A 17,857-nucleotide genomic window follows, 5' to 3' on the forward strand; every position below is an offset into this window, starting at 1 on the left:
CAAAAAATATAAATACAATTATTACAACGGTTTATGATTATTTTTATTTTTTGGGAGCGGTAAAGAAACAACTGGCACGCAGGTTGCTATTAATAGGGTGAGCCGCCACAGCGGGCGGTTCACATCTCCGATCCATCGACGGGTTGAATTTACATCGCATCGTGTTTGACCGCAGCAGGTTCGCATGATGCATTCCGTCTCAGCGTGGTCGTACCTCCCCAAGTATAATGCGATCGCAACGAGGCTTCAGATGAATCTAATGGAGATTGAAATGAAACCTGTAACAACAACTGACCGTCTGACAAAGACACTTTCACTGAGCGCATTCACGCTGTCCCTTGGCCTTGTTATGGCTGCCGCGGCTCCGGCCAGCGCTGTCAGCAACACGGGTCCGGTGGCTGGTCCGGATACGCTGCAGGTGGCCGGTATGGCCGGTGTGAAGCCTGATGCCCTTCCCAAAGTAATCAAGGCTGTATCCCCGGAATATCCAAGCCACGCACAAGCAATCGGCCGCGAAGGCTGGGTGATTGTTGAGCTGGATATCGACGAGCAAGGCAAGCCATATAATGCCGAGATCGTCGACAATGGCCCGAGCCCTCTTTTCAAGCGGTCAACACTTCGCGCCATCGAACAATTCCGTTTCGAGCCAGCCACGTATGCAGGTGAACCAGTCGCTGTGACTGGCAAGCGCTACAAAGTGGTTTACGCCTTCCAGGATAGTTAAGGGAGTTCGACCGCGGCAGTCCGCTCTCGCTGACTTTCCCTTCCCTTCCTTCCCAAATGTCACGCAAGTGACAGGTCCGGTGGGGGCGGATCCTTCCACTGCCGTTATCCCTGGGGCGAGGTCTTCATTAAAGACCTCGCCCCAAACTTATCCAGCATCCTCCGGGATGTGATTTGAAAATGATCAGTGGTTAATAATTGATCATGTTAGCGGCTTACCCTTTGGGTACCGCCTACGAACCTGACGGGGCTACTGCATGGAATTTCTATTGAAAATCATCATGTTAATGGCGCTGCATTAGTAATTCTATATGCACTTCAAGTGGTTAGGTTGGTTCCGGCCCATGAGGCTGGTTATTGCTGCAGGCGAGCAGGCGGGATGCCTGAATCTGGCATACGGCTTGCTGTTAGATGGTGTGTCCGGTCCAGCTGAAGCTTGCGACCGGGCCAGTTGAATAACGCGTAGAAAAAACAGCAGCCTGGCTGCAAACAAAGAGAACGGCATTTATGGCAGACAAAGACCTGAACATTCTGGTGATAGATGAAGATCCAGGCCGAGCAATGCTTCTGGAAGAGGCGTTGGTGGATGCGGGCTATACCCATGTGGTGACAATTCAGAGCACCACCAATCTGCACCAACGCATCGCGGCACTTGCACCCGACATGGTGATTGTCGACTTGCAGAACCCTGACAGGGATACGCTGGAAGGCATGTTTCAGGTGACCAAGTCGGTCAAGAAACCAATCGCCATGTTTGTGGATCAGTCTGATGGTGAAATGATCCGACGTGCCGTGGAAGCGGGCGTCAGCGCCTATGTGGTTGATGGGCTGAAGCGGGACCGCGTGCAGGCGGTGGTCGATGTGGCGGTAAACCGGTTCGAGACCTTCCAGCGGCTGACGGACGAGCGCGACGCGGCACGCAATGCGCTGGCTGACCGCAAGACCATCGATCGGGCCAAAGGCCTGCTGATGCAGCACCGGAGGATATCTGAGGATGACGCCTACAAGCTGATGCGCGGGGCGGCGATGAAGCAGAGCCGCAAGCTGGTGGATATCGCCCAAAGCATTATCACAGCAATGGAGCTGGATGCCCAATTGATGGATGGAGGCCGCGATGCCGTTTGACAAATATCCGGCTGTGCGGGCTGGCTATGTCGCGCTCACGGATTGCGCGCCACTGATCGTGGCCCAGGAACTGGGTTTTGACCGCCAGGCGGGGATCAAGCTTGAACCGGTGCTGCTGAAATCCTGGACAGCCGTGCGGGACGGCCTGGCCTTCGAACAGCTTGAATGCGCCCAAATGCCTGGCGCACTGGCACTTGCGATGCATCTTGGTATTTCGGGGCTGCGTGTGCCTGTGCGCGCACCCCTGATGCTGGGCCATGGCGGCAATGCCATTACGGTGTCGACAAAGCTTTTTGAAGAAGGTGTCGCGCTTTTGGGTGGCGAGCATGAAGGACCACGCGGTGAAAGCGGTGTGCTGGTCAGGCTTGTTGCCGAGCAACGCAAACTGCGCGGAGAGCGGCGAATCAGGATCGGTGCCGTACATGCGTTTTCAAGCCACAATTATGAGGTGCGCGCCTGGCTTGCGCACGCCGGCATTGACCCGGATACAGATGTGGAGCTGATCGTTGTGCCACGCTCCAAAATGGTGGAAGCACTGGCGACTGGTGAAATCGATGGTTTCTGCGTGGGTGACCCTTGGGGCCAGCTGGCGGTTGAGGCCGGCATTGGCCATATCGTGGCCACCAAGGCCGACCTATATCCCTACAGTCCGGAGAAGGTTCTGGCCTTCCGGGACACTTGGGTTCAGGGCCATCAAGACGTTGCAGAGGCTACCGTGAAAGCCATTGCACAAGGCTTGGAGTGGGCTGGACAGGAAGAAAATCATGAGGAGCTGGCGTTTATCCTGTCAAACAAGGACTATCTCAATGTGCCAGCGCCCATCCTGATGCGAACTCTTTCCTGCAAGCCTCAGTTGGCGCCAGGGGCAGGTGAAACCCTTGTGCCGCGGTATCTGGAATTTGGCGGTGATTGTCTGCCAACCAAGGCGGGTGCCCTGTGGCTTCTTGCCCAGATGCGGCGCTGGGGGCAGGCAGAGGCGGGTTTTGAGAAAGACCTGGGCACGATCTTCCAGCCGTTTACGCAGGTGATTGGAGCGGACCCGGAACAGGACAATTCCGTGAATGAAGACCCTGGACGGATGGCGTTTGACGGCGTGCCCTTTACCGCAAGTGATATAGAGGCCTATCGCCACAATTTTGCGGCCAGTGGTCAATCCTGATATCCGCTAAGGCCTTCCCGCGGGAAGGCCTTCCACTTTTCCTTGGGTGTGCCGCGATACAGTGGCATGATTTCCCTTCACTTGACGCTTATCAAGGCTGCCAAGCTGCTGCCGGGGTACGATCAAGCGTGTTGATGAGGGGATTTTATGCTGAAGCTCAGGCGTATTGCGATTGATACCTATGGGGCCAATGTGGCGTTCATAGCCCGGACGTGTAGCATCTATCGTCCGGAAGAATTTCAGGCATTCAACAAGATCAAAGTGGTGCATGACGGTCAGACGTTGCTGGCTAGCCTGATGGTGGTGGATGATCTTTCTATCGTGGGCGAAGATGAGCTTGGCCTTTCGGAACAGGCGTTTGGCCGTCTTGGCATGCCGGAAGGGGCCATGACCGCGATTGCACCAGCTGAACAGCCGCGCAGCCTTGACCATATCCGCAAGAAGATATTGGGCCATACGCTCGAAGCTCACCAGCTTGAGGAAGTGGTTTCCGACATTGCGGGCAGGCGCTGTTCCGAAATGGAAATCGCAGCCTTCCTTGTGGCCTGCGCGGGTTTCATGACAACTGCAGAGATGCTGGCGCTTACAAAAGCCATGGCCAAAGTGGGCAACAAGCTGACCTGGCGGGCGCCTGTGGTGGTGGACAAACACTGTATTGGCGGTATCCCCGGTAACCGTACGTCGATGATTGTGGTGCCCATTGTGGCCGCCCACGGCCTGCCAATCCCGAAATCCTCGTCGCGCGCGATCACGTCACCTGCTGGCACAGCCGATACCATGGAGGTGCTGGCGCGGGTGGACCTTTCGATGCATGAAATGCAGCAGGTGGTGGATGAATGCGGCGGCTGCCTGGTTTGGGGTGGTCATGTGAATCTGTCGCCCGCCGATGACGTGATGATCTCCGTCGAGCGCCCGCTTGCGATCGATACGCGCGAACAGATGGTGGCGTCCATCATGTCGAAGAAGATGGCTGCGGGGTCCACGCACCTTGTGATTGATATCCCGATCGGACCGACAGCCAAGGTAAAAAGTCACGGCGACGCCATGCGCTTGAGGAAACTGTTTGAATATGTGGGCCATGAAGTGGGGCTGCATGTTGAGGTGGTTACCACCGATGGCAGCCAGCCCATTGGACGCGGCATCGGCCCTGTTCTTGAAGCCCGCGATGTGATGGCCGTGCTGGAGAACACCCCCGATGCGCCAGCTGACTTGCGCGAAAAGTCACTGCAGCTCGCGGGCGCACTGCTGGAAAATGATCCTGCACTCAGGGGCGGGTCCGGCTATGCTCGGGCGCGTCAGCTTCTGGAAAACGGAGAGGCGCTGAAGTCGATGAACCGTATCATTGATGCGCAGGGCCGGAAAACGGATGTTCCTTGCACCGGCGAATTGACCCATGACATCCTGGCGTCCGGGCCGGGCAAGGTGACAGGGATCGACTGCTTCCGCATCGCCCGGTTGGCAAGGCTGGCGGGTGCGCCGATGGATTGCGGCGCCGGGATCGACCTGTTCAAGAAAGTGGGTGACCCTGTGGAGATGGGTGAACCGCTTTACCGCATCCACGCCTGCTTCGAATCCGACTTCGGCTTTGCCCTGAAATTTGCGGAGGAAGGCGATGGTTACACCATTGGGGACGACGCATGATGGCCGCATCCCTGCATGTCTACCCAGGCCAGGACCGGCCCGCAGGTTTGCTTGCCGTAAAGCTGGGGCTTGAGACGCACAATATAAACATCCACACCTTCCCAGATGGGGAGAGCCTGTTGCGAGTGACCCCGGTGCGGGGCACGGCCATCATCTACGCGAGCCTTGACCACCCGAATGACAAGCTGATCCATATTTTGCAGGCCGCCCAGGCGCTGCGCGAAGGTGGCGCGGCGCGGGTTGTGCTGGTGTGCCCCTACCTTTGCTATATGCGGCAGGACAAGGCTTTTCATGAAGGCGAAGCGGTTACACAGAAGCTTCTGGGGCCGCTTCTGGGGCCGTCTTTTGATCGCATCATAACCGTTGATCCCCATCTGCACCGTGTGTCCACGCTGGCGGAGGTTTTCCCAGGCCGGGAGGCGGATGCGCTTTCCGCCGCAGCGCTGATCGGGGAGGCCGTGACCGCAGATGACACGCTCAAGGATGCTGTGCTGGTTGGCCCTGACGGTGAATCACGCCAGTGGGTTGCGGCTGCGGCGCAGGCTTCCGGCCTGGAGTTTATCGTCGCCACCAAGGAACGCTTCGGGGACCGGGATGTGCAGGTCTGCCTGCCGGACGCCGACCAGGCCAAAGGGCGGCCTGCGGTTATCATTGATGACCTGATTTCAAGCGGCGCGACCATGCAGGCCTGTGCGCGTCTTCTAGTGGACGCGGGGGCTTCCCGTGTGGAAGCCATGGCCGTTCATGCTGTGTGCGGCGAAAAAGACCTCGGCCACCTGAAGGAAGCCGGTATCGCCCGGGTGCGGTCTTGCGACGGCATCCTGCACACCACAAATGCCATTTCCCTTGCGCCGCTTCTGGCCAAGGCTTTAACGCGGGAGGTCAGCGCATGACCCTGAAGGTAAAATTTTGCGGTGCCGCGGGCACCGTAACGGGTTCCTGCTATTGGGTTCGGTTCAGGGACACTCAGTTCCTGGTGGATTGCGGCATGTTCCAGGGGCCGAAGTCGGTGAAGGAACTGAACTATGGCGACTTCCCCTTCAATCCGGCGGAGATCGATTTTGTGCTGCTGACACATGCGCACACAGATCACGCGGGCATGCTGCCGAAGCTGACCAAATACGGTTTTACAGGCCCTATCTATACCACGTCGGGTTCCCGCGACCTGCTTACCTACATGCTGCCCGATAGCGCCCATATTCAGGAAATGGAAGTCTCCCGCCTTAATCGTCGCAACCGGCAGCGGGGCAGGGACGAAGTCGAGCCCATCTATACCGGCGAAGACGTCGAAGCCTGCCTTGGGCAAATACGTGCGGTTGATTATGAAGCATGGTGCGAACTGGATGGTGTGCGCGCGCGCTTCTGGAACGCGGGCCATATCCTTGGCGCGGCATCGGTTGAGCTCGAAGTAACGCACGAAGAGGGGCGCACCGAACGGATGCTGTTTTCCGGCGACATTGGGCCGGATCACAAGCTGTTCCACCCTGACCCCGAAGCGCCCAGCGGGCTGGATTACCTGTTTATGGAGTCCACCTACGGCGGACGTGAGCGCGCAGACCTGGCGCCCAAGGAACGCCGCGCCCTTCTGGCGCACGAAATCAACGAGGCGCTGAAAGGCGGTGGTGCACTGGTGATCCCGGCTTTTGCTGTGGAACGCACCCAGGAACTGCTGCTGGACATCGCCTTTCTGTTGAAAAGTGGCGACATACCGTGTGTGCCTGTGTTCCTTGATTCACCGCTTGCCATCCGGGTTACCTCTGTGTTTGCGGATCATGCATGCAGCCTTGAAGATGTTGACTGCAGCGGCTCGCTCTTCAACCACAGCAGTTTCCATTTCACCGAAACTGTGGAGGAGAGCAAATCCATAGCCCGCTTCAAAGGGAACATGATCATTCTTGCAGCATCCGGCATGTGTGATGCCGGTCGTATTCGGCACCATCTGAAAGACCATTTGTGGCGCCCGCAGTCTACGGTCCTGCTGGTTGGCTATCAGGCAGAGGGCACGCTCGGTCGCCTTCTGGAGCAGGGTAAGAAGCGTGTGAAAATACAGGGAGAGGAAATTGAGGTTCGGGCCAATATCCGCACTATCGATACCTATTCCGGGCACGCCGACCATAATGGGCTGATGGAATGGGTGAAGGAACGGTTGCCGGTCAGGCGGAATATTTTCCTTTGTCACGGTTCCGCCCAGTCGCTGGAGGCCATGAGGGCGGCGCTCGTTGAATCGGGCATCCCGGACGACCAGCTTATCGTCCCGCAACTGGATGATGACTATACCCTTGAGGACGGCAAGGAAGTGCCGAAGCTGAACCGAGTGATCAGGCGGCTTGATCCTGCAGCGGTGGAAAAGCCTGACTGGCACAACGACCTGGCAGCATTGACGCTGGACCTGAGGCGGCAGCTTGAAGCTGTGAAGTCAGACCAGCAGCGTAAAGAGTTGTTGGCAAGGCTCAAGGAACTGTTGCACGAATATCAGGGCGGATAGCCGCCGCAGGAAGGCTGCGACGGCTGGGTGACAGGTTAGTCTTCGCCAGTGAGCCAGCCTTTAGCCAGTTGCTTCTTGGCTTCTTCTTCGCCCATCTTGATCAGGGCCTGGATGTCGCCTGAGTCAAAATCGGTCACATCGATCGGCAGCCGGTCTTCGGGCCTGATCTCAACGAATTCGATGATGCGCTTGCCGGATGCGATTTCCTGGCCGCCAATTTTACAGGCGTGGTTGATCTTGCGCACTTCATTCAGGTCATTGTTCATCACCTCGCTTGTCAGCGTGCCGATGGTGCGCTTCAGAAGCTTCAGGATGTTTCTGAAGTTCTTTCTGGCATAGTCGGGCGTCATCTGCTCAGGCTTCATGGCGATGATAGCCATCTGGTCTGCGCCGCGCTTGATGGCTGGTTTGAGGGGTGCGATGTTCCTGATGCCGCCGTCCGCCATGGGCATGTCATTGATCCACATCAGTGGCATCGTGACCGGCTCACGGGTGGAAGCGATGACATAGTCAAGAATATCGTCGCCGAAGGTTTCAACGCTGGCCTCGAAGAAATCACCTGTCGCCATATTGGTGACACCACAGGCATAATAGGCCGGGCTGGCGCGCAGGTTGTCGGGCCGGATGTTGGCCCTGGCAAGGTCAGCTGCGCCGTCCATGGTGGTGAGGCCGTCAAACTTGCCAAACAGAACGTCGCCAACCAGTTCAAGGGTGCCGCGTTTCTTGCCGATGGAGCCGAAGCTGGTGATGTTGTCGCGCCAGAAGGCTTCAATTTCATTGCCGATTTCCGGCCAGTCAGGCTGTTTGCCCGCCAGGACGGCGGCGCCTGCGCGGTCGGCCAGGAACCCCCCGTTCATTGAGCCCACCGATACGCCATAAATGGCTTCGGGTGTGAACATCGACCCGTCCGCAAATGTGTGGTTCAGAACTGCCTTGATTGCGCCGGCCTGATAGGCGCCTTTTACATTGCCGCCGGACAGCACAAGCGCGCGTTTGAAGCTTGCCATCGATACCTCCCCCGTATGGTTGCAAGTTATAAGTGCTAAAAATGTAACTAAACGAGTAAAGCTTAGCGAGGTTTTTTATATCTTGTGAGTGTTAAATGGTTGTGTGGGCATTTCACGATTGGTCATTATGTGCGGGTATTTGCCCCCCTGCGCGCAGGGACATTCATAGCCTTCGGGGCGCATGATGATGAGGCCGTTCTTGTGCGAACGCGAGGGGCCTATAAAGACCTGCAGGTGGGAGGCGCGAAACCAGATTTCGGTGGGCGATGAAAAGTCTGAGCCTGCCGCCGGCGGGACAGCCGGGACAGGCTCAATCTGGAACAAAAGAGGATATCCTTGATACCCACCTTCAAAGGGTGACGATGTCCATTGGTGCGGTAGGTTTGAAGCGGGAAGCGATTAACCCGACACCAATATCGTCGTCGCCCCGTGATTGGTAAACCTGTCAGGCTGTGTCGGGGCGCGCTGCTACAAAGGGAAGCAATTCTGTAACCGCGAACCTGCCGAACAGTGTGATACAGCAGCGGGAGAGATGGTTTGGCTGTTGCATCACATGCCCTGACCTGTCTGGAGCTTTTCAACTCCGCCAATCATTGAAGGCACATTCTGTATACGCCTGCGCAGTGGCCTACTACTTGATGTAGGTCAAGACGATGCGTTTTTTTAAAAAAGATTTATTTTCCAAAAAAAGGCCCTTTCAGGGTCCCGAAGGGGTGGGGCTGAAAGGGCACAGAGGAGGTCACGCCTATTGGCGCTCAGGGAGGTCTAGAGGATACAGAGAGATGCTCTGTATTTCATTGTACGCGTGCGCGATGAATTTCCCTTCGCGACAAGAATGACTATTGACGCAGCTGGGGCGAAAATGGTGAATTAACCCAGTTTCAGGCCAGTTTGACGATAAGAGGACAGCGTGAGCACAGGTACGGTAAAATGGTTTAACAAAGCCAAAGGCTTTGGCTTTATCGCCCCCGACGAAGGCGGGGACGATGTGTTTGTGCATATTTCCGCGGTCAAGGAAGCCGGGCTTTATGAGCTTCAGGAAGAACAGCGCCTGTCTTTTGAGCTGCAGGACGGGCCCAAAGGCCGTGTGACCGCAGGTTCGCTGAAACTGGTTTCCTAAGCGCGCTCAAGCGCCGCCGCGTCGCCAGCCATGATGGCAGGGATGTGCTGGCTGATTTTCTCAATTGGCCAGTCCCACCAGGCAACCCTGAGAAGGCGATCAATCGTTGCCTCGTCAAAACGCTGCCGTATCACACGGGCCGGATTGCCGCCGACAATGGCGAACGGGGGTACATCCTCTGTCACCACCGACCGGGCGGCGATGATGGCGCCATGCCCAATGGTGACCCCGGGCATGACCAGGCTTTCAAACCCGAACCACACATCGTGGCCCACGACCGTGTCACCGCGCGTTGGCAGGTCTGCCAGCATCGGCATATGATCCGCCCAGTCAGCCCCGAAGATGGGGAAGGGGAAGGTGGACGGCCCGTCCATCCGGTGGTTGGCCCCATTCATGATGAATTTGGTGCCGGTGGCCAGCGCGCAGAAGCGCCCGATGGTCAGCCGGTCGCCGACAAAATCATAATGGTACAGAACATTGTTTTCCTGAAAGGCCTCCGGGGCCTTCGGGTCGTCATAATAGCTATAGTCGCCCACCTCGATATTCGCGCCGGAAACGACGTTTTTGAGGAAGACAACACGGTCGGTATGGGCAAGCGGATAGCGCTGGCCCGGATTAGGGTGATTGATTTTTGTATGCATAACAAAGCCTTGCTGCAAAATGGCAGATATAGGTGGCCCGTTCCGGCTGTATCGCAGGGCTTGGTGTTTTAGGCGGCTTTGTTCATCGGCAGGGTACTCACGTTCGTTTGCTGGCGCCTTTCATAGCGGGGAAAAGCGCCAGCGGCAAAGATTTTTTCACTGGCCAACCAGCATCATGTCAGACGGATAGGTAACCCTGTAGCTGTGGTTGATCTTCCACACCTCGCCCGGCGCCATGGTCTTGCGCCACATCATCAGGCCCTGCTTGTCGTCCATGTCTGTTTCAGTAGGCTTCGTCGCGTCCGACAGTGTCCTGACCTTGACGTCTTCATGGCCGGACACGGGCACCTGGTCAAAAATCTCCACCGTCATGGGGCTGGTGTGGTTGTTGGTCACGCTGATCACATAGCGCTTTTCTTCCACCTTCTTGCTGCCGAACAGGCCGCTGTCGCCGTCCTCGGGTGCTTGCTCGGTATACTCAATGCTGATGGCATTGTCGGCGCCGTAAGGCAGCTTCAGCTTTGTGTCGGCTTCCAGATTGGGCCAGTAGCCCATGCCCACATAATGGCCGTCCCGACGCAATTTGGGCGAGACGTTACGCAGGCTTTCAAAGTCTGTCAGTTCCGTATCTGCAAACAGATAAGCGGTTGTATTCACGGATGGATTGGCGCGCACAACGAGAGAGACCGGAGAGGTTACATCCGATAGATCGACATATTCAGCTTCGTCAGTGGATGGAATGCTGACAGTGCCAGATACTTCATAAAGACGATCGAAGGTGCTGGTGAAAGACTGGGCGCGAGGTTCGGTTGCGACCACGATTTCTTCCAGCCGGAAGTCACCTTCAGCGGACCCTCGCTGGTCGGGCGCTGGCGTACGGCGGGCCTCAAGGAATGGGCCGCCTGATTTTCGTTCTACTTCTTCCGGGTCCAACAGCGACAGGATGCGCGGATGTTGGCTAATCTCACCCAAGTCATCGCTTGGTTCGTTATTGGAAAGCGCCAGGGAGACATCTGTCCAGTCTTCACCGGTTTCCTGCGAGACGATGGCGCGAGACCATAACGACAGGGATTTGGCGTCGGTGTCCAGCGCGCCTTCTAGCCCAAGTTCCCACTCTGCGTCCTCGACGAAATAAGACAGCTCATAACTGACGTCCTGCGCTTTTGGGACCATCACCTCGAAGGTGGCTTTGTTATAGTCCGTGCGCTTGGGGCCGGCATTCGCAAGCTCGCGGCGCAGCTTCAGGCGCTGGTCGTTCAGCGCCTTGCGCTTGCTTTTGATCTCTTCAATTTCCCCCAGCACCTTCACCGAACTGTCGCCAATGAAGGACAGGGCATTCTGCCAGTCCGAGAAGGGCAGGGCTTGATCGGCCTTGCCGCCGTTTTGGTTGAGCGTGCGCAGGAACGCGAGCTGCATGTTCTTGGCTTGCTCTGCGGCAATCAGTTCGGCGTCCTTGGCGTCTATCTTGTCCAGTTCCGCTTCAAGGCTGGCTTGCCGGTCTGATCCGGGCGTCACCGAATAGGATGTATCAACATCCAACGAGTAGAGGCGCACAGCGCTGCTGTCGAAGCTGACCGTCAGCTGCTCCTCGTCAAATGTTCGCGTCAATTTGTCTGCTGTGATCGTGTGGCGTCCTGCGGGCAGGCGAAGGGTGCCTGTTCGGGTAACCGTCGCGCCACCATTTCGGTAGACAACAACTTTTGAAATGGCTGGCTCGACAGAGAAATCGTCGGCCGTGGCGCCGGTGGCGACGGTGGAAACGCCGGCCATCAGCGCGGCAAAGATGCGGTTGGTCATGAAGTCCCCCATAAGTCTCTCATTCCGGGCGAGGCCCTAAATTCTGACAGGATCATTTAAACAGCTAAAACAAGCCTCACGCAACTCTGTGGCGACATCGGGGCAGGGACAGGGCGATATTTCCTGCTTGCAATAGCATTATACTTCGGATACGAAATAAATACTTCGGATACGAACTATATGGATGTGCGGGATGAGCAGGCCCAAGATTTTTCACCTGATACATATGGCCCACCGGGCTTTGTTCCGCGCGGCCGACCGGCTATTGGCAGAGCGCCATGACATCACGGCCGCTCAGAATGCACTATTGCTGTATCTGGAAAAGAATGAGGGCGCTTCCATGAGTGCGGTGGCGGCAGCGATCGGGCTGAAGAATGCAGCGACATCCGGACTGGTGGACCGCATGGAACACAAAGAGCTGATCGCCCGGCGCCCCAGTGCCCAGGACCGCCGTAGCTTTGAGCTGGTGTTGCTGCCAAAGGGCCGTGCCATCGCGCGGGAAAGCCACACCCTGATCCATGCCACCAACGACCATCTATTGGACGGTTTCACAGAGGCGGAGCGGGCCACCATCGCCCGCTTCCTGGAAACTGTGATCACCAAATCCGACGCATTTGAAATCGGTACGATCAAACCGGATGAAAAACAGTCAGCCTGACGGGAATGAGACGAGGAAACCATGACAGATCATATCATCACAGAAATCAAAGACCGGGTGCTAAAGGTTACCTTCAACCGCCCGGATAAGAAGAACGCCCTGACGCACGCCATGTACGCCAAGGTGGTTGAGGCCATGCAGGCTGCGGAAGCTGACGACAGTGTGCGTGCCATGCTGTTCACCGGTGCCGGCGAGGCCTTCACGGCAGGCAATGACCTCGTGGATTTCCGCGATAACCCGAAAATGGGGCCAGACGCCCCGGTTGCCCAGTTCCTGCAGTGCCTGTTGACGGCGAAGAAGCCAATTGTCATGGCCGTGAACGGCATTGCGGTAGGTGTGGGCCTGACCATGCTGCTGCACGCTGACATTGTTTATGCCGCGGAAGAGGCCGTGATCACCGCGCCGTTCGTGGACTTGGCGTTGGTGCCGGAAGCCGGATCGTCATTGTTGCTGCCACGCCGGGTAGGACACGCCTGGGCCGCCGAGATTATGATGCTGGGCCGCAAGGTGACTGCGCGCGAAGGGCTTGAGATCGGTATGTATTCCCGCGTCCTCAAGGCGGATGAGCTGCTGCCTGCCGCAGAAAAGGCAGCGGTGGCACTTGCGAACAAGGCACCGCAATCTGTTCAGCGCACCAAGGCGTTGATGCGCGGTGACATCGCGGAGATTGGCGCGCGGATGGAGCAGGAAGGCAAGCTGTTCGGCGAGCAGCTTATGTCAGGCGAGTTTGCCGAGTCTGTCATGGCCTTCATGCAAAAGCGCCAGCCCAACTTCGGCTAACGCTAACGCGCCTGGATAAAGGGGAAGGGGGCGTCGGCCCCCTTTTTCATTCTGTTATGTCTTCCGGGTAATCGAAGATGTCATCGACCCGTTTGCCGAAAATGCGGGCGATTTTGAAGGCCACTTCAAGCGAGGGCGAATAGCGCCCGGCCTCAATCGCAAGGATGGTCTGGCGTGTTACGCCCACCCGCTTCGCCAGGTCCGCCTGTGTCATCTCATTTGCCATGAACCGTTCGGTGCGGATGGTGTTGGTCAGCTTCGTCTTGGCCATCAGGCGATCCTGTAGTGGTAGATTTCAGCGATATGCCGACCAATGTTTGACGTTACCATCATCAGGATCAGGCTGGCCGCCATGGTGGGGATTTCCACAGACGTAACGCCAGCCATCTGCCAGCCCGTCAATGAGAAGATGCTGCTGGTAACCAGGGCTGCGAAAATCCAGAGACCGAAGCGATCAGCCGTGGCGCGGATTTCCTCGTCGCGTTCGTCCATGTCCACTTCGTCGCTGGGGCGGCGGCGGATAAACTCGCCGATGGATTCGAACATGATGCCAGCAATGATCACCTTCAGGCACAGGCGCATCAGCCCATCATGGCTGGTGACAAGCCCGTCCTTAACATGCAACAGGCCTGAAAGCTCCATTGCCATGTGGCTGGCAATCAGCAAGCTGCCGATCCCCAGTATCCATGCGATTTTTTCCTGCTTCGGCATCTTCTGCTCCTTGTCCTCGCTTTTGCCTCGATGGGCACAGGTCTGGGCCTGCTTGATGTAAGGTATGTATGGTTGGTCATACATAATGTCTAGTATTTTTTACATATTGTTTGAAATTTAATACATGCACCGCGTGCAATTCAGCCATGCGAGATTTTCCATAGATAGAGGTTTCATAAATGGATATTGTGCTTTTTCTTGGCCAAAAGCCTGTTTGAAGGAAGCGCTGTCTATGTCTCAAGCCGTTGAAAAAACCACCTGGCGAACCCCTGAGGTGTGTCTGATTTTGATGGCGGCTGCGGCGCCTTTCGCCTTTTCCATCTGGATGACGCTGCTCAATAACTTCACGGTTGAAGTGGCGGGTTTCACAGGCACGGAAATCGGCATGCTGCAAAGCCTTCGGGAGATTCCGGGCTTCCTGGCTTTCACCGCAGTGTTTGTGTTGCTGGCGCTTCGGGAACAGGTTTTTGCTGTCCTGTCGCTGGCGGTCCTGGGCTTGGGTGTGGCGATTACCGGGCTGTTCCCAACCACCTATGGCCTCTATTTCACCACCATCATCATGTCGGTTGGCTTCCATTATTTTGAGACCATCCAGATGTCCCTGTCGCTACAGTGGCTGCCCAAGGCAGTTGCCCCAAGGGCCCTGGGGCGGCAGATGTCGGCTAAATCAGTCGGGTCCCTTCTGGCCTATGGTGTGATTTTCGCCACCATCTTTGTGCTCGCGCCCGAGATGATCGATGAAATGAGCCAACCGAAGTTGCAGGGCCACGGTCAGGAACTGATTGACGCATCAACAACGGTGCCTGCCACCACAGAGATTGCTCCCATGATCGATGAGGGGCGCCAGCACTTCTATGTCGTGCTTTATATGATTGGCGGCGGCATTACGGCGGCGCTTGCGCTTTTCATCTGGCTTGCGTATCCGCGCATCGATGGCCACGAGGTTCAGCATAAGCATATGGTGCTCAGGAAACGCTACTGGCTCTATTATGCGCTTACCTTCATGGGCGGAGCACGCCGCCAGATTTTTGTGGTGTTCGCGGGGTTCCTGCTGGTCACCAAGTTCGACTATTCCGTCATTGAGATCACGGGACTTTATCTGATCAACCATATCGTCACCAGTTGGTTCGCCCCCAAGCTTGGCGGGCTTATCAGCCGCTTTGGCGAGCGCAGGGCCCTGATCTTTGAATATATCGGCCTTATCCTGGTGTTTGGCGGCTATGCAATGGTTGAAACATCAGCCTGGGCGGCGGCCCTGTATGTGCTTGACCACCTGTTCTTCTCGTTCGCGATTGCGCAGAAAAGCTACCTGCAGAAAATTGCGGATGGTCGGGATATTGCGGCCACGTCCAGCGTGAGTTTCTCGATCAATCATATCGCTGCGGTCGTCATCCCGGCTGTCTTTGGTGCCGTGCTGTGGCCAATTTCACCTGCCTTGGTGTTTATCGCTGGCGCCATCATGGCGGCAATTTCCCTTGTCCTGTCGTTCAATGTGCCGTCTGCGCCTGAACCAGGTAACGAGGTTGTGTGGGGCAAAGTACCACCGGCCCTGCCTGCTGAGTGATGACGCGCCCAAAAAGCTGTGCTTAAATGGCTGCATCAGGTTTAGGGGAGCACATTCATGGACAAGCCTTCAGTTGGCGCACTTATCAAGGATTTCCGCAAGCAGGCGGGCATGAGCCAGCTTGACCTGGCGTGCGAGGCGGATATTTCGCAGCGCCACCTCAGCTTTGTTGAAACTGGCCGCACCGGCGCGAGCCGGGAGCTCATTGACCAGCTGGTGGCCACCATGGGCCTCGGTCAGATGGAGCATAACGCGCTGTTGATCGCCGCCGGTTTCGCCCCTGTCAAACATGACGCAGAGACAAACCCCGCCGCCCGGCGCATGATGGAAGCCGCGGAACGGATGCTTGAGTGGCAGATGCCAAACCCAAGTGTCATCCTGCGGGAAGACTGGACCATCGTGGCTTCCAACGATGCTGCACGCCGTATGGTCAATCATTTCTCGCCGGGGCCTGATCTGGTGACCCTCAAGGGCCTGTCGGTGGTGGAGATGATCATGGACCCGCGTTTCCTGAATAGTGCAATCGCGAATATCCAGGAAATCATGACCTATATGCAGACACAGCTGAAATTCGATGCCACCGGCGGTATCGCGCCCCACCGGGTGCTGGATCATGTGGATGAGGGCCCGACAGCCCACCTGCCATTGGTGCTGAAGCGCGGCGACGTGGAAGCCCGGTTCGAGACCACACTGGTGACAGTGGGCACGGCGCGCGATGCCCAGATTGGTGAGATCCGACTGGAGACCTTTTACCCTGCCGATGCTGTCAGCGCCGCGATAATGGAAAGCCTGGTGCGCGAGGCTGTAGCCTGAAAATTCAACTTTTTTCGATTTTATTACCTGCCGCGTAATTGAGACCATGCGGCGCGCACGGCACCCTATGGACATGACCAAAACCTTTGATGGAGGAAATCATGTCCATTCAGCTTGTTCTTGTTGCCCTTGTGTGGGCTGCGATTGGCATCTACGGGATTGTCGCACCCAAGAAGTTATATGCGCTCTTTGGCGTACCGGTTGAAACAGCCGATGGTCGCAATGAAATCCGTGCCGTCTACGGCGGCATGTGCCTGGCGGTTGCAGTGGTGATGTTTGAGGCCCCCTGGCTGGGCGCAGCTGCCCCCGGGGTGCTGTTGACCGTGATGGTAATGCTGGCGGGTATGGCGCTTGGGCGCATTGTCAGCATGGTGATTGAACGCCCCGGTATCATCCCGGTTGTGTTCCTGGGAACAGAAATCCTAGGTGTTGGCTTGCTCTATAGCATCATCGATATGTCAGCCCTGACAGCGGCATGACCATGAAGAAACGTGTCACGACAGCCCTGTATTTTCTGGTTGGCCTCGTCAATCTGGCTCCCATTCCCGGCGCGGCTGGCCAGAAATACCTGGAGACGCTTTACGGCGTCTCCATTTCTTCGCCCGATCTGCTGTTCCTGATGCAGCATCGGGCTTTGTTGTTTGGTGTTGTTGGTGGGTTACTGGTTGTGGCGGCTTTCCTGCCGATCTACAGGAAAGTGGCCATGGCGGCGGGGCTGTTCAGCATGATTAGCTTTATTTTGCTGTATGCCATCGCTGATTTTCAGTCTGACGCAATATTGAAGGCCTGCCTTGTTGACGCGATTGCGGTCGCATTTCTTGGGCTGGCCTGGATGCTTGGTGAACGACGGTCAGGCTTGCGTAAAGCACCGCCTTCTGTCACAAGATAAGCATCACTAACTTTAGAGACTTTTATGTCCCGTTGATTATGGGCGGTGATGTGTCACCGCCACCTGAACCGAAACGCTACGATATTGTGCGAAGTCATTTCGTGCAGGCCTTTCGGGTATCCATCTCATAATTAAACGTTAGGCCGGTGCCCGCAATGTCGGGTCGGCCAGGGATATAAAAGCAATGATCAAAAAATTTCGTACGCAAGATACCGATGCAGTTATCGATGTCTGGTACAAAGCCAATAAGTTGGCTCATCCTTTTCTAACAGAAGAGACGCTCAAAACCGTTCGGGCCATGGTGCGGGATGTTTATCTGCCCAACACAGAAACCTGGGTATATGAACATGAAGGCGCGCTCATCGGGTTTATCTCACTGATTTCAAGCGATCCAGCTGATGTGGAAGTTGGGGCCATTTTTCTGGATCCCGACCATATAGGGTTTGGCTACGGGCGTGCCCTGATGGACCACGCAGCTGGCTTATATGGCTCCCTCAAGCTTGACGTGTTCAAGGAAAATCATATCGGGCGCGGTTTCTACCGTCGGTATGGATTTAAAGAGGTCAGCGAATATCCGTTCGAGATGACTGGCGACATGGTTTTGAAGCTGGTCTATAGGCCAGCATAGTCACAGAAGTCCGGCGGCGGGATATCCTGCCGCCGGATATATCGATGAACAGACCGTTTGCGCAAATGATGTTCCCTGTTGTATGACCAAATCAAGCTTGGCCTTCGTCAGAAAGG

19 protein-coding genes are annotated in these 17,857 nt (G+C 56.4%); 14 read left to right on the plus strand and 5 right to left on the minus strand.

Features of this window, described 5'->3' with window-relative positions; translation table 11 throughout:
• Positions 1–271 precede the first annotated feature (271 nt).
• The 6 genes from B3Z17_RS00090 to B3Z17_RS00115 all read left to right on the plus strand — a co-directional run bounded on the left by B3Z17_RS00090 (position 272) and on the right by B3Z17_RS00115 (position 7,133).
• Positions 272–724, plus strand: a complete 453-nt coding sequence (locus B3Z17_RS00090) for an energy transducer TonB (protein ID WP_160328607.1) — start codon at positions 272–274, stop codon at positions 722–724.
• Positions 725–1,230: 506 nt separating this feature from the next.
• Positions 1,231–1,848 carry an ANTAR domain-containing response regulator gene (locus B3Z17_RS00095; protein WP_286828050.1) on the plus strand — a complete coding sequence of 206 codons (618 nt, stop codon included), beginning with the start codon at positions 1,231–1,233 and terminating at the stop codon, positions 1,846–1,848.
• Positions 1,838–3,007: a CmpA/NrtA family ABC transporter substrate-binding protein gene (locus B3Z17_RS00100; protein WP_286828051.1), complete on the plus strand. Its 1,170-nt coding sequence runs from the start codon at positions 1,838–1,840 to the stop codon at positions 3,005–3,007. The genes B3Z17_RS00095 and B3Z17_RS00100 overlap by 11 nt, the downstream gene beginning before the upstream one ends.
• Before the next feature lie 147 nt (positions 3,008–3,154).
• Positions 3,155–4,648, plus strand: coding sequence for a thymidine phosphorylase family protein (locus B3Z17_RS00105; protein ID WP_286828052.1), 1,494 nt, complete (start codon positions 3,155–3,157; stop codon positions 4,646–4,648).
• Positions 4,645–5,541 carry a ribose-phosphate diphosphokinase gene (locus tag B3Z17_RS00110; protein ID WP_286828053.1) on the plus strand — a complete coding sequence of 299 codons (897 nt, stop codon included), beginning with the start codon at positions 4,645–4,647 and terminating at the stop codon, positions 5,539–5,541. The genes B3Z17_RS00105 and B3Z17_RS00110 overlap by 4 nt, the downstream gene beginning before the upstream one ends.
• Positions 5,538–7,133, plus strand: a complete 1,596-nt coding sequence (locus B3Z17_RS00115) for an MBL fold metallo-hydrolase RNA specificity domain-containing protein (protein WP_286828054.1) — start codon at positions 5,538–5,540, stop codon at positions 7,131–7,133. Before B3Z17_RS00110 ends, B3Z17_RS00115 begins: the two co-directional genes overlap by 4 nt.
• 35 nt (positions 7,134–7,168) lie before the next feature.
• Here B3Z17_RS00115 and B3Z17_RS00120 read toward each other — a convergent pair whose 3' ends face one another.
• Positions 7,169–8,140 carry a patatin-like phospholipase family protein gene (locus B3Z17_RS00120; RefSeq protein WP_068304735.1) on the minus strand — a complete coding sequence of 324 codons (972 nt, stop codon included), beginning with the start codon at positions 8,138–8,140 and terminating at the stop codon, positions 7,169–7,171.
• Between the two features lie 910 nt (positions 8,141–9,050).
• Here B3Z17_RS00120 and B3Z17_RS00125 point away from each other — a divergent pair.
• Positions 9,051–9,260, plus strand: a complete 210-nt coding sequence (locus tag B3Z17_RS00125) for a cold-shock protein (protein ID WP_286828055.1) — start codon at positions 9,051–9,053, stop codon at positions 9,258–9,260.
• On the opposite strand, the gene B3Z17_RS00130 is transcribed toward B3Z17_RS00125, so the two are convergent.
• Positions 9,257–9,901 carry a CatB-related O-acetyltransferase gene (locus B3Z17_RS00130; protein ID WP_286828056.1) on the minus strand — a complete coding sequence of 215 codons (645 nt, stop codon included), beginning with the start codon at positions 9,899–9,901 and terminating at the stop codon, positions 9,257–9,259. The two genes, B3Z17_RS00125 and B3Z17_RS00130, sit on opposite strands and share 4 nt — an antisense overlap.
• A gap of 156 nt (positions 9,902–10,057) precedes the next feature.
• Complete coding sequence (locus B3Z17_RS00135) at positions 10,058–11,698, minus strand: mucoidy inhibitor MuiA family protein (protein WP_286828057.1); 1,641 nt, start codon at positions 11,696–11,698, stop codon at positions 10,058–10,060.
• A 193-nt stretch (positions 11,699–11,891) separates the two neighbouring features.
• Between B3Z17_RS00135 and B3Z17_RS00140 the strand changes: the two genes are divergently transcribed.
• Both B3Z17_RS00140 and B3Z17_RS00145 read left to right on the plus strand, forming a co-directional pair.
• Positions 11,892–12,356 (plus strand): MarR family winged helix-turn-helix transcriptional regulator, encoded by a 465-nt coding sequence (locus tag B3Z17_RS00140; protein ID WP_286828058.1) that lies wholly within the window; start codon positions 11,892–11,894, stop codon positions 12,354–12,356.
• A 21-nt stretch (positions 12,357–12,377) separates the two neighbouring features.
• The gene (locus B3Z17_RS00145) at positions 12,378–13,136 is read left to right on the plus strand and encodes an enoyl-CoA hydratase (RefSeq protein WP_068304746.1); all 759 of its coding nucleotides are present in this window, start codon (positions 12,378–12,380) and stop codon (positions 13,134–13,136) included.
• A 46-nt stretch (positions 13,137–13,182) separates the two neighbouring features.
• Here the strand turns inward: B3Z17_RS00145 and B3Z17_RS00150 are convergent, their stop codons facing one another.
• Together B3Z17_RS00150 and B3Z17_RS00155 are read right to left on the minus strand one after the other, a co-directional pair.
• Entirely contained in the window at positions 13,183–13,407 is a 225-nt protein-coding gene (locus B3Z17_RS00150) for a helix-turn-helix transcriptional regulator (protein WP_206594875.1), read from the minus strand.
• Entirely contained in the window at positions 13,407–13,847 is a 441-nt protein-coding gene (locus tag B3Z17_RS00155; RefSeq protein ID WP_286828059.1) for a hypothetical protein, read from the minus strand. The genes B3Z17_RS00150 and B3Z17_RS00155 overlap by 1 nt, the downstream gene beginning before the upstream one ends.
• Positions 13,848–14,079: 232 nt before the next feature.
• Between B3Z17_RS00155 and B3Z17_RS00160 the strand changes: the two genes are divergently transcribed.
• The 5 genes from B3Z17_RS00160 (at position 14,080) to B3Z17_RS00180 (ending at position 17,741) form a co-directional block, all read left to right on the plus strand.
• The gene (locus B3Z17_RS00160; RefSeq protein ID WP_286828060.1) at positions 14,080–15,411 is read left to right on the plus strand and encodes a hypothetical protein; all 1,332 of its coding nucleotides are present in this window, start codon (positions 14,080–14,082) and stop codon (positions 15,409–15,411) included.
• 57 nt (positions 15,412–15,468) lie between these two features.
• Entirely contained in the window at positions 15,469–16,224 is a 756-nt protein-coding gene (locus B3Z17_RS00165; RefSeq protein WP_286828061.1) for a helix-turn-helix domain-containing protein, read from the plus strand.
• A 101-nt stretch (positions 16,225–16,325) separates the two neighbouring features.
• On the plus strand, positions 16,326–16,703 hold the full coding sequence (locus B3Z17_RS00170) for a DUF4345 family protein (protein ID WP_068304757.1): 378 nt from the start codon (positions 16,326–16,328) through the stop codon (positions 16,701–16,703).
• A gap of 2 nt (positions 16,704–16,705) precedes the next feature.
• Complete coding sequence (locus B3Z17_RS00175; RefSeq protein WP_068304759.1) at positions 16,706–17,113, plus strand: hypothetical protein; 408 nt, start codon at positions 16,706–16,708, stop codon at positions 17,111–17,113.
• Between the two features lie 184 nt (positions 17,114–17,297).
• On the plus strand, positions 17,298–17,741 hold the full coding sequence (locus B3Z17_RS00180) for a GNAT family N-acetyltransferase (protein ID WP_068304761.1): 444 nt from the start codon (positions 17,298–17,300) through the stop codon (positions 17,739–17,741).
• The last annotated feature ends 116 nt before the right edge of the window (positions 17,742–17,857 follow it).

The sequence above is a fragment of the Kordiimonas sp. UBA4487 genome (assembly GCF_002389025.1).
GTDB lineage: Bacteria > Pseudomonadota > Alphaproteobacteria > Sphingomonadales > Kordiimonadaceae > Kordiimonas > Kordiimonas lacus.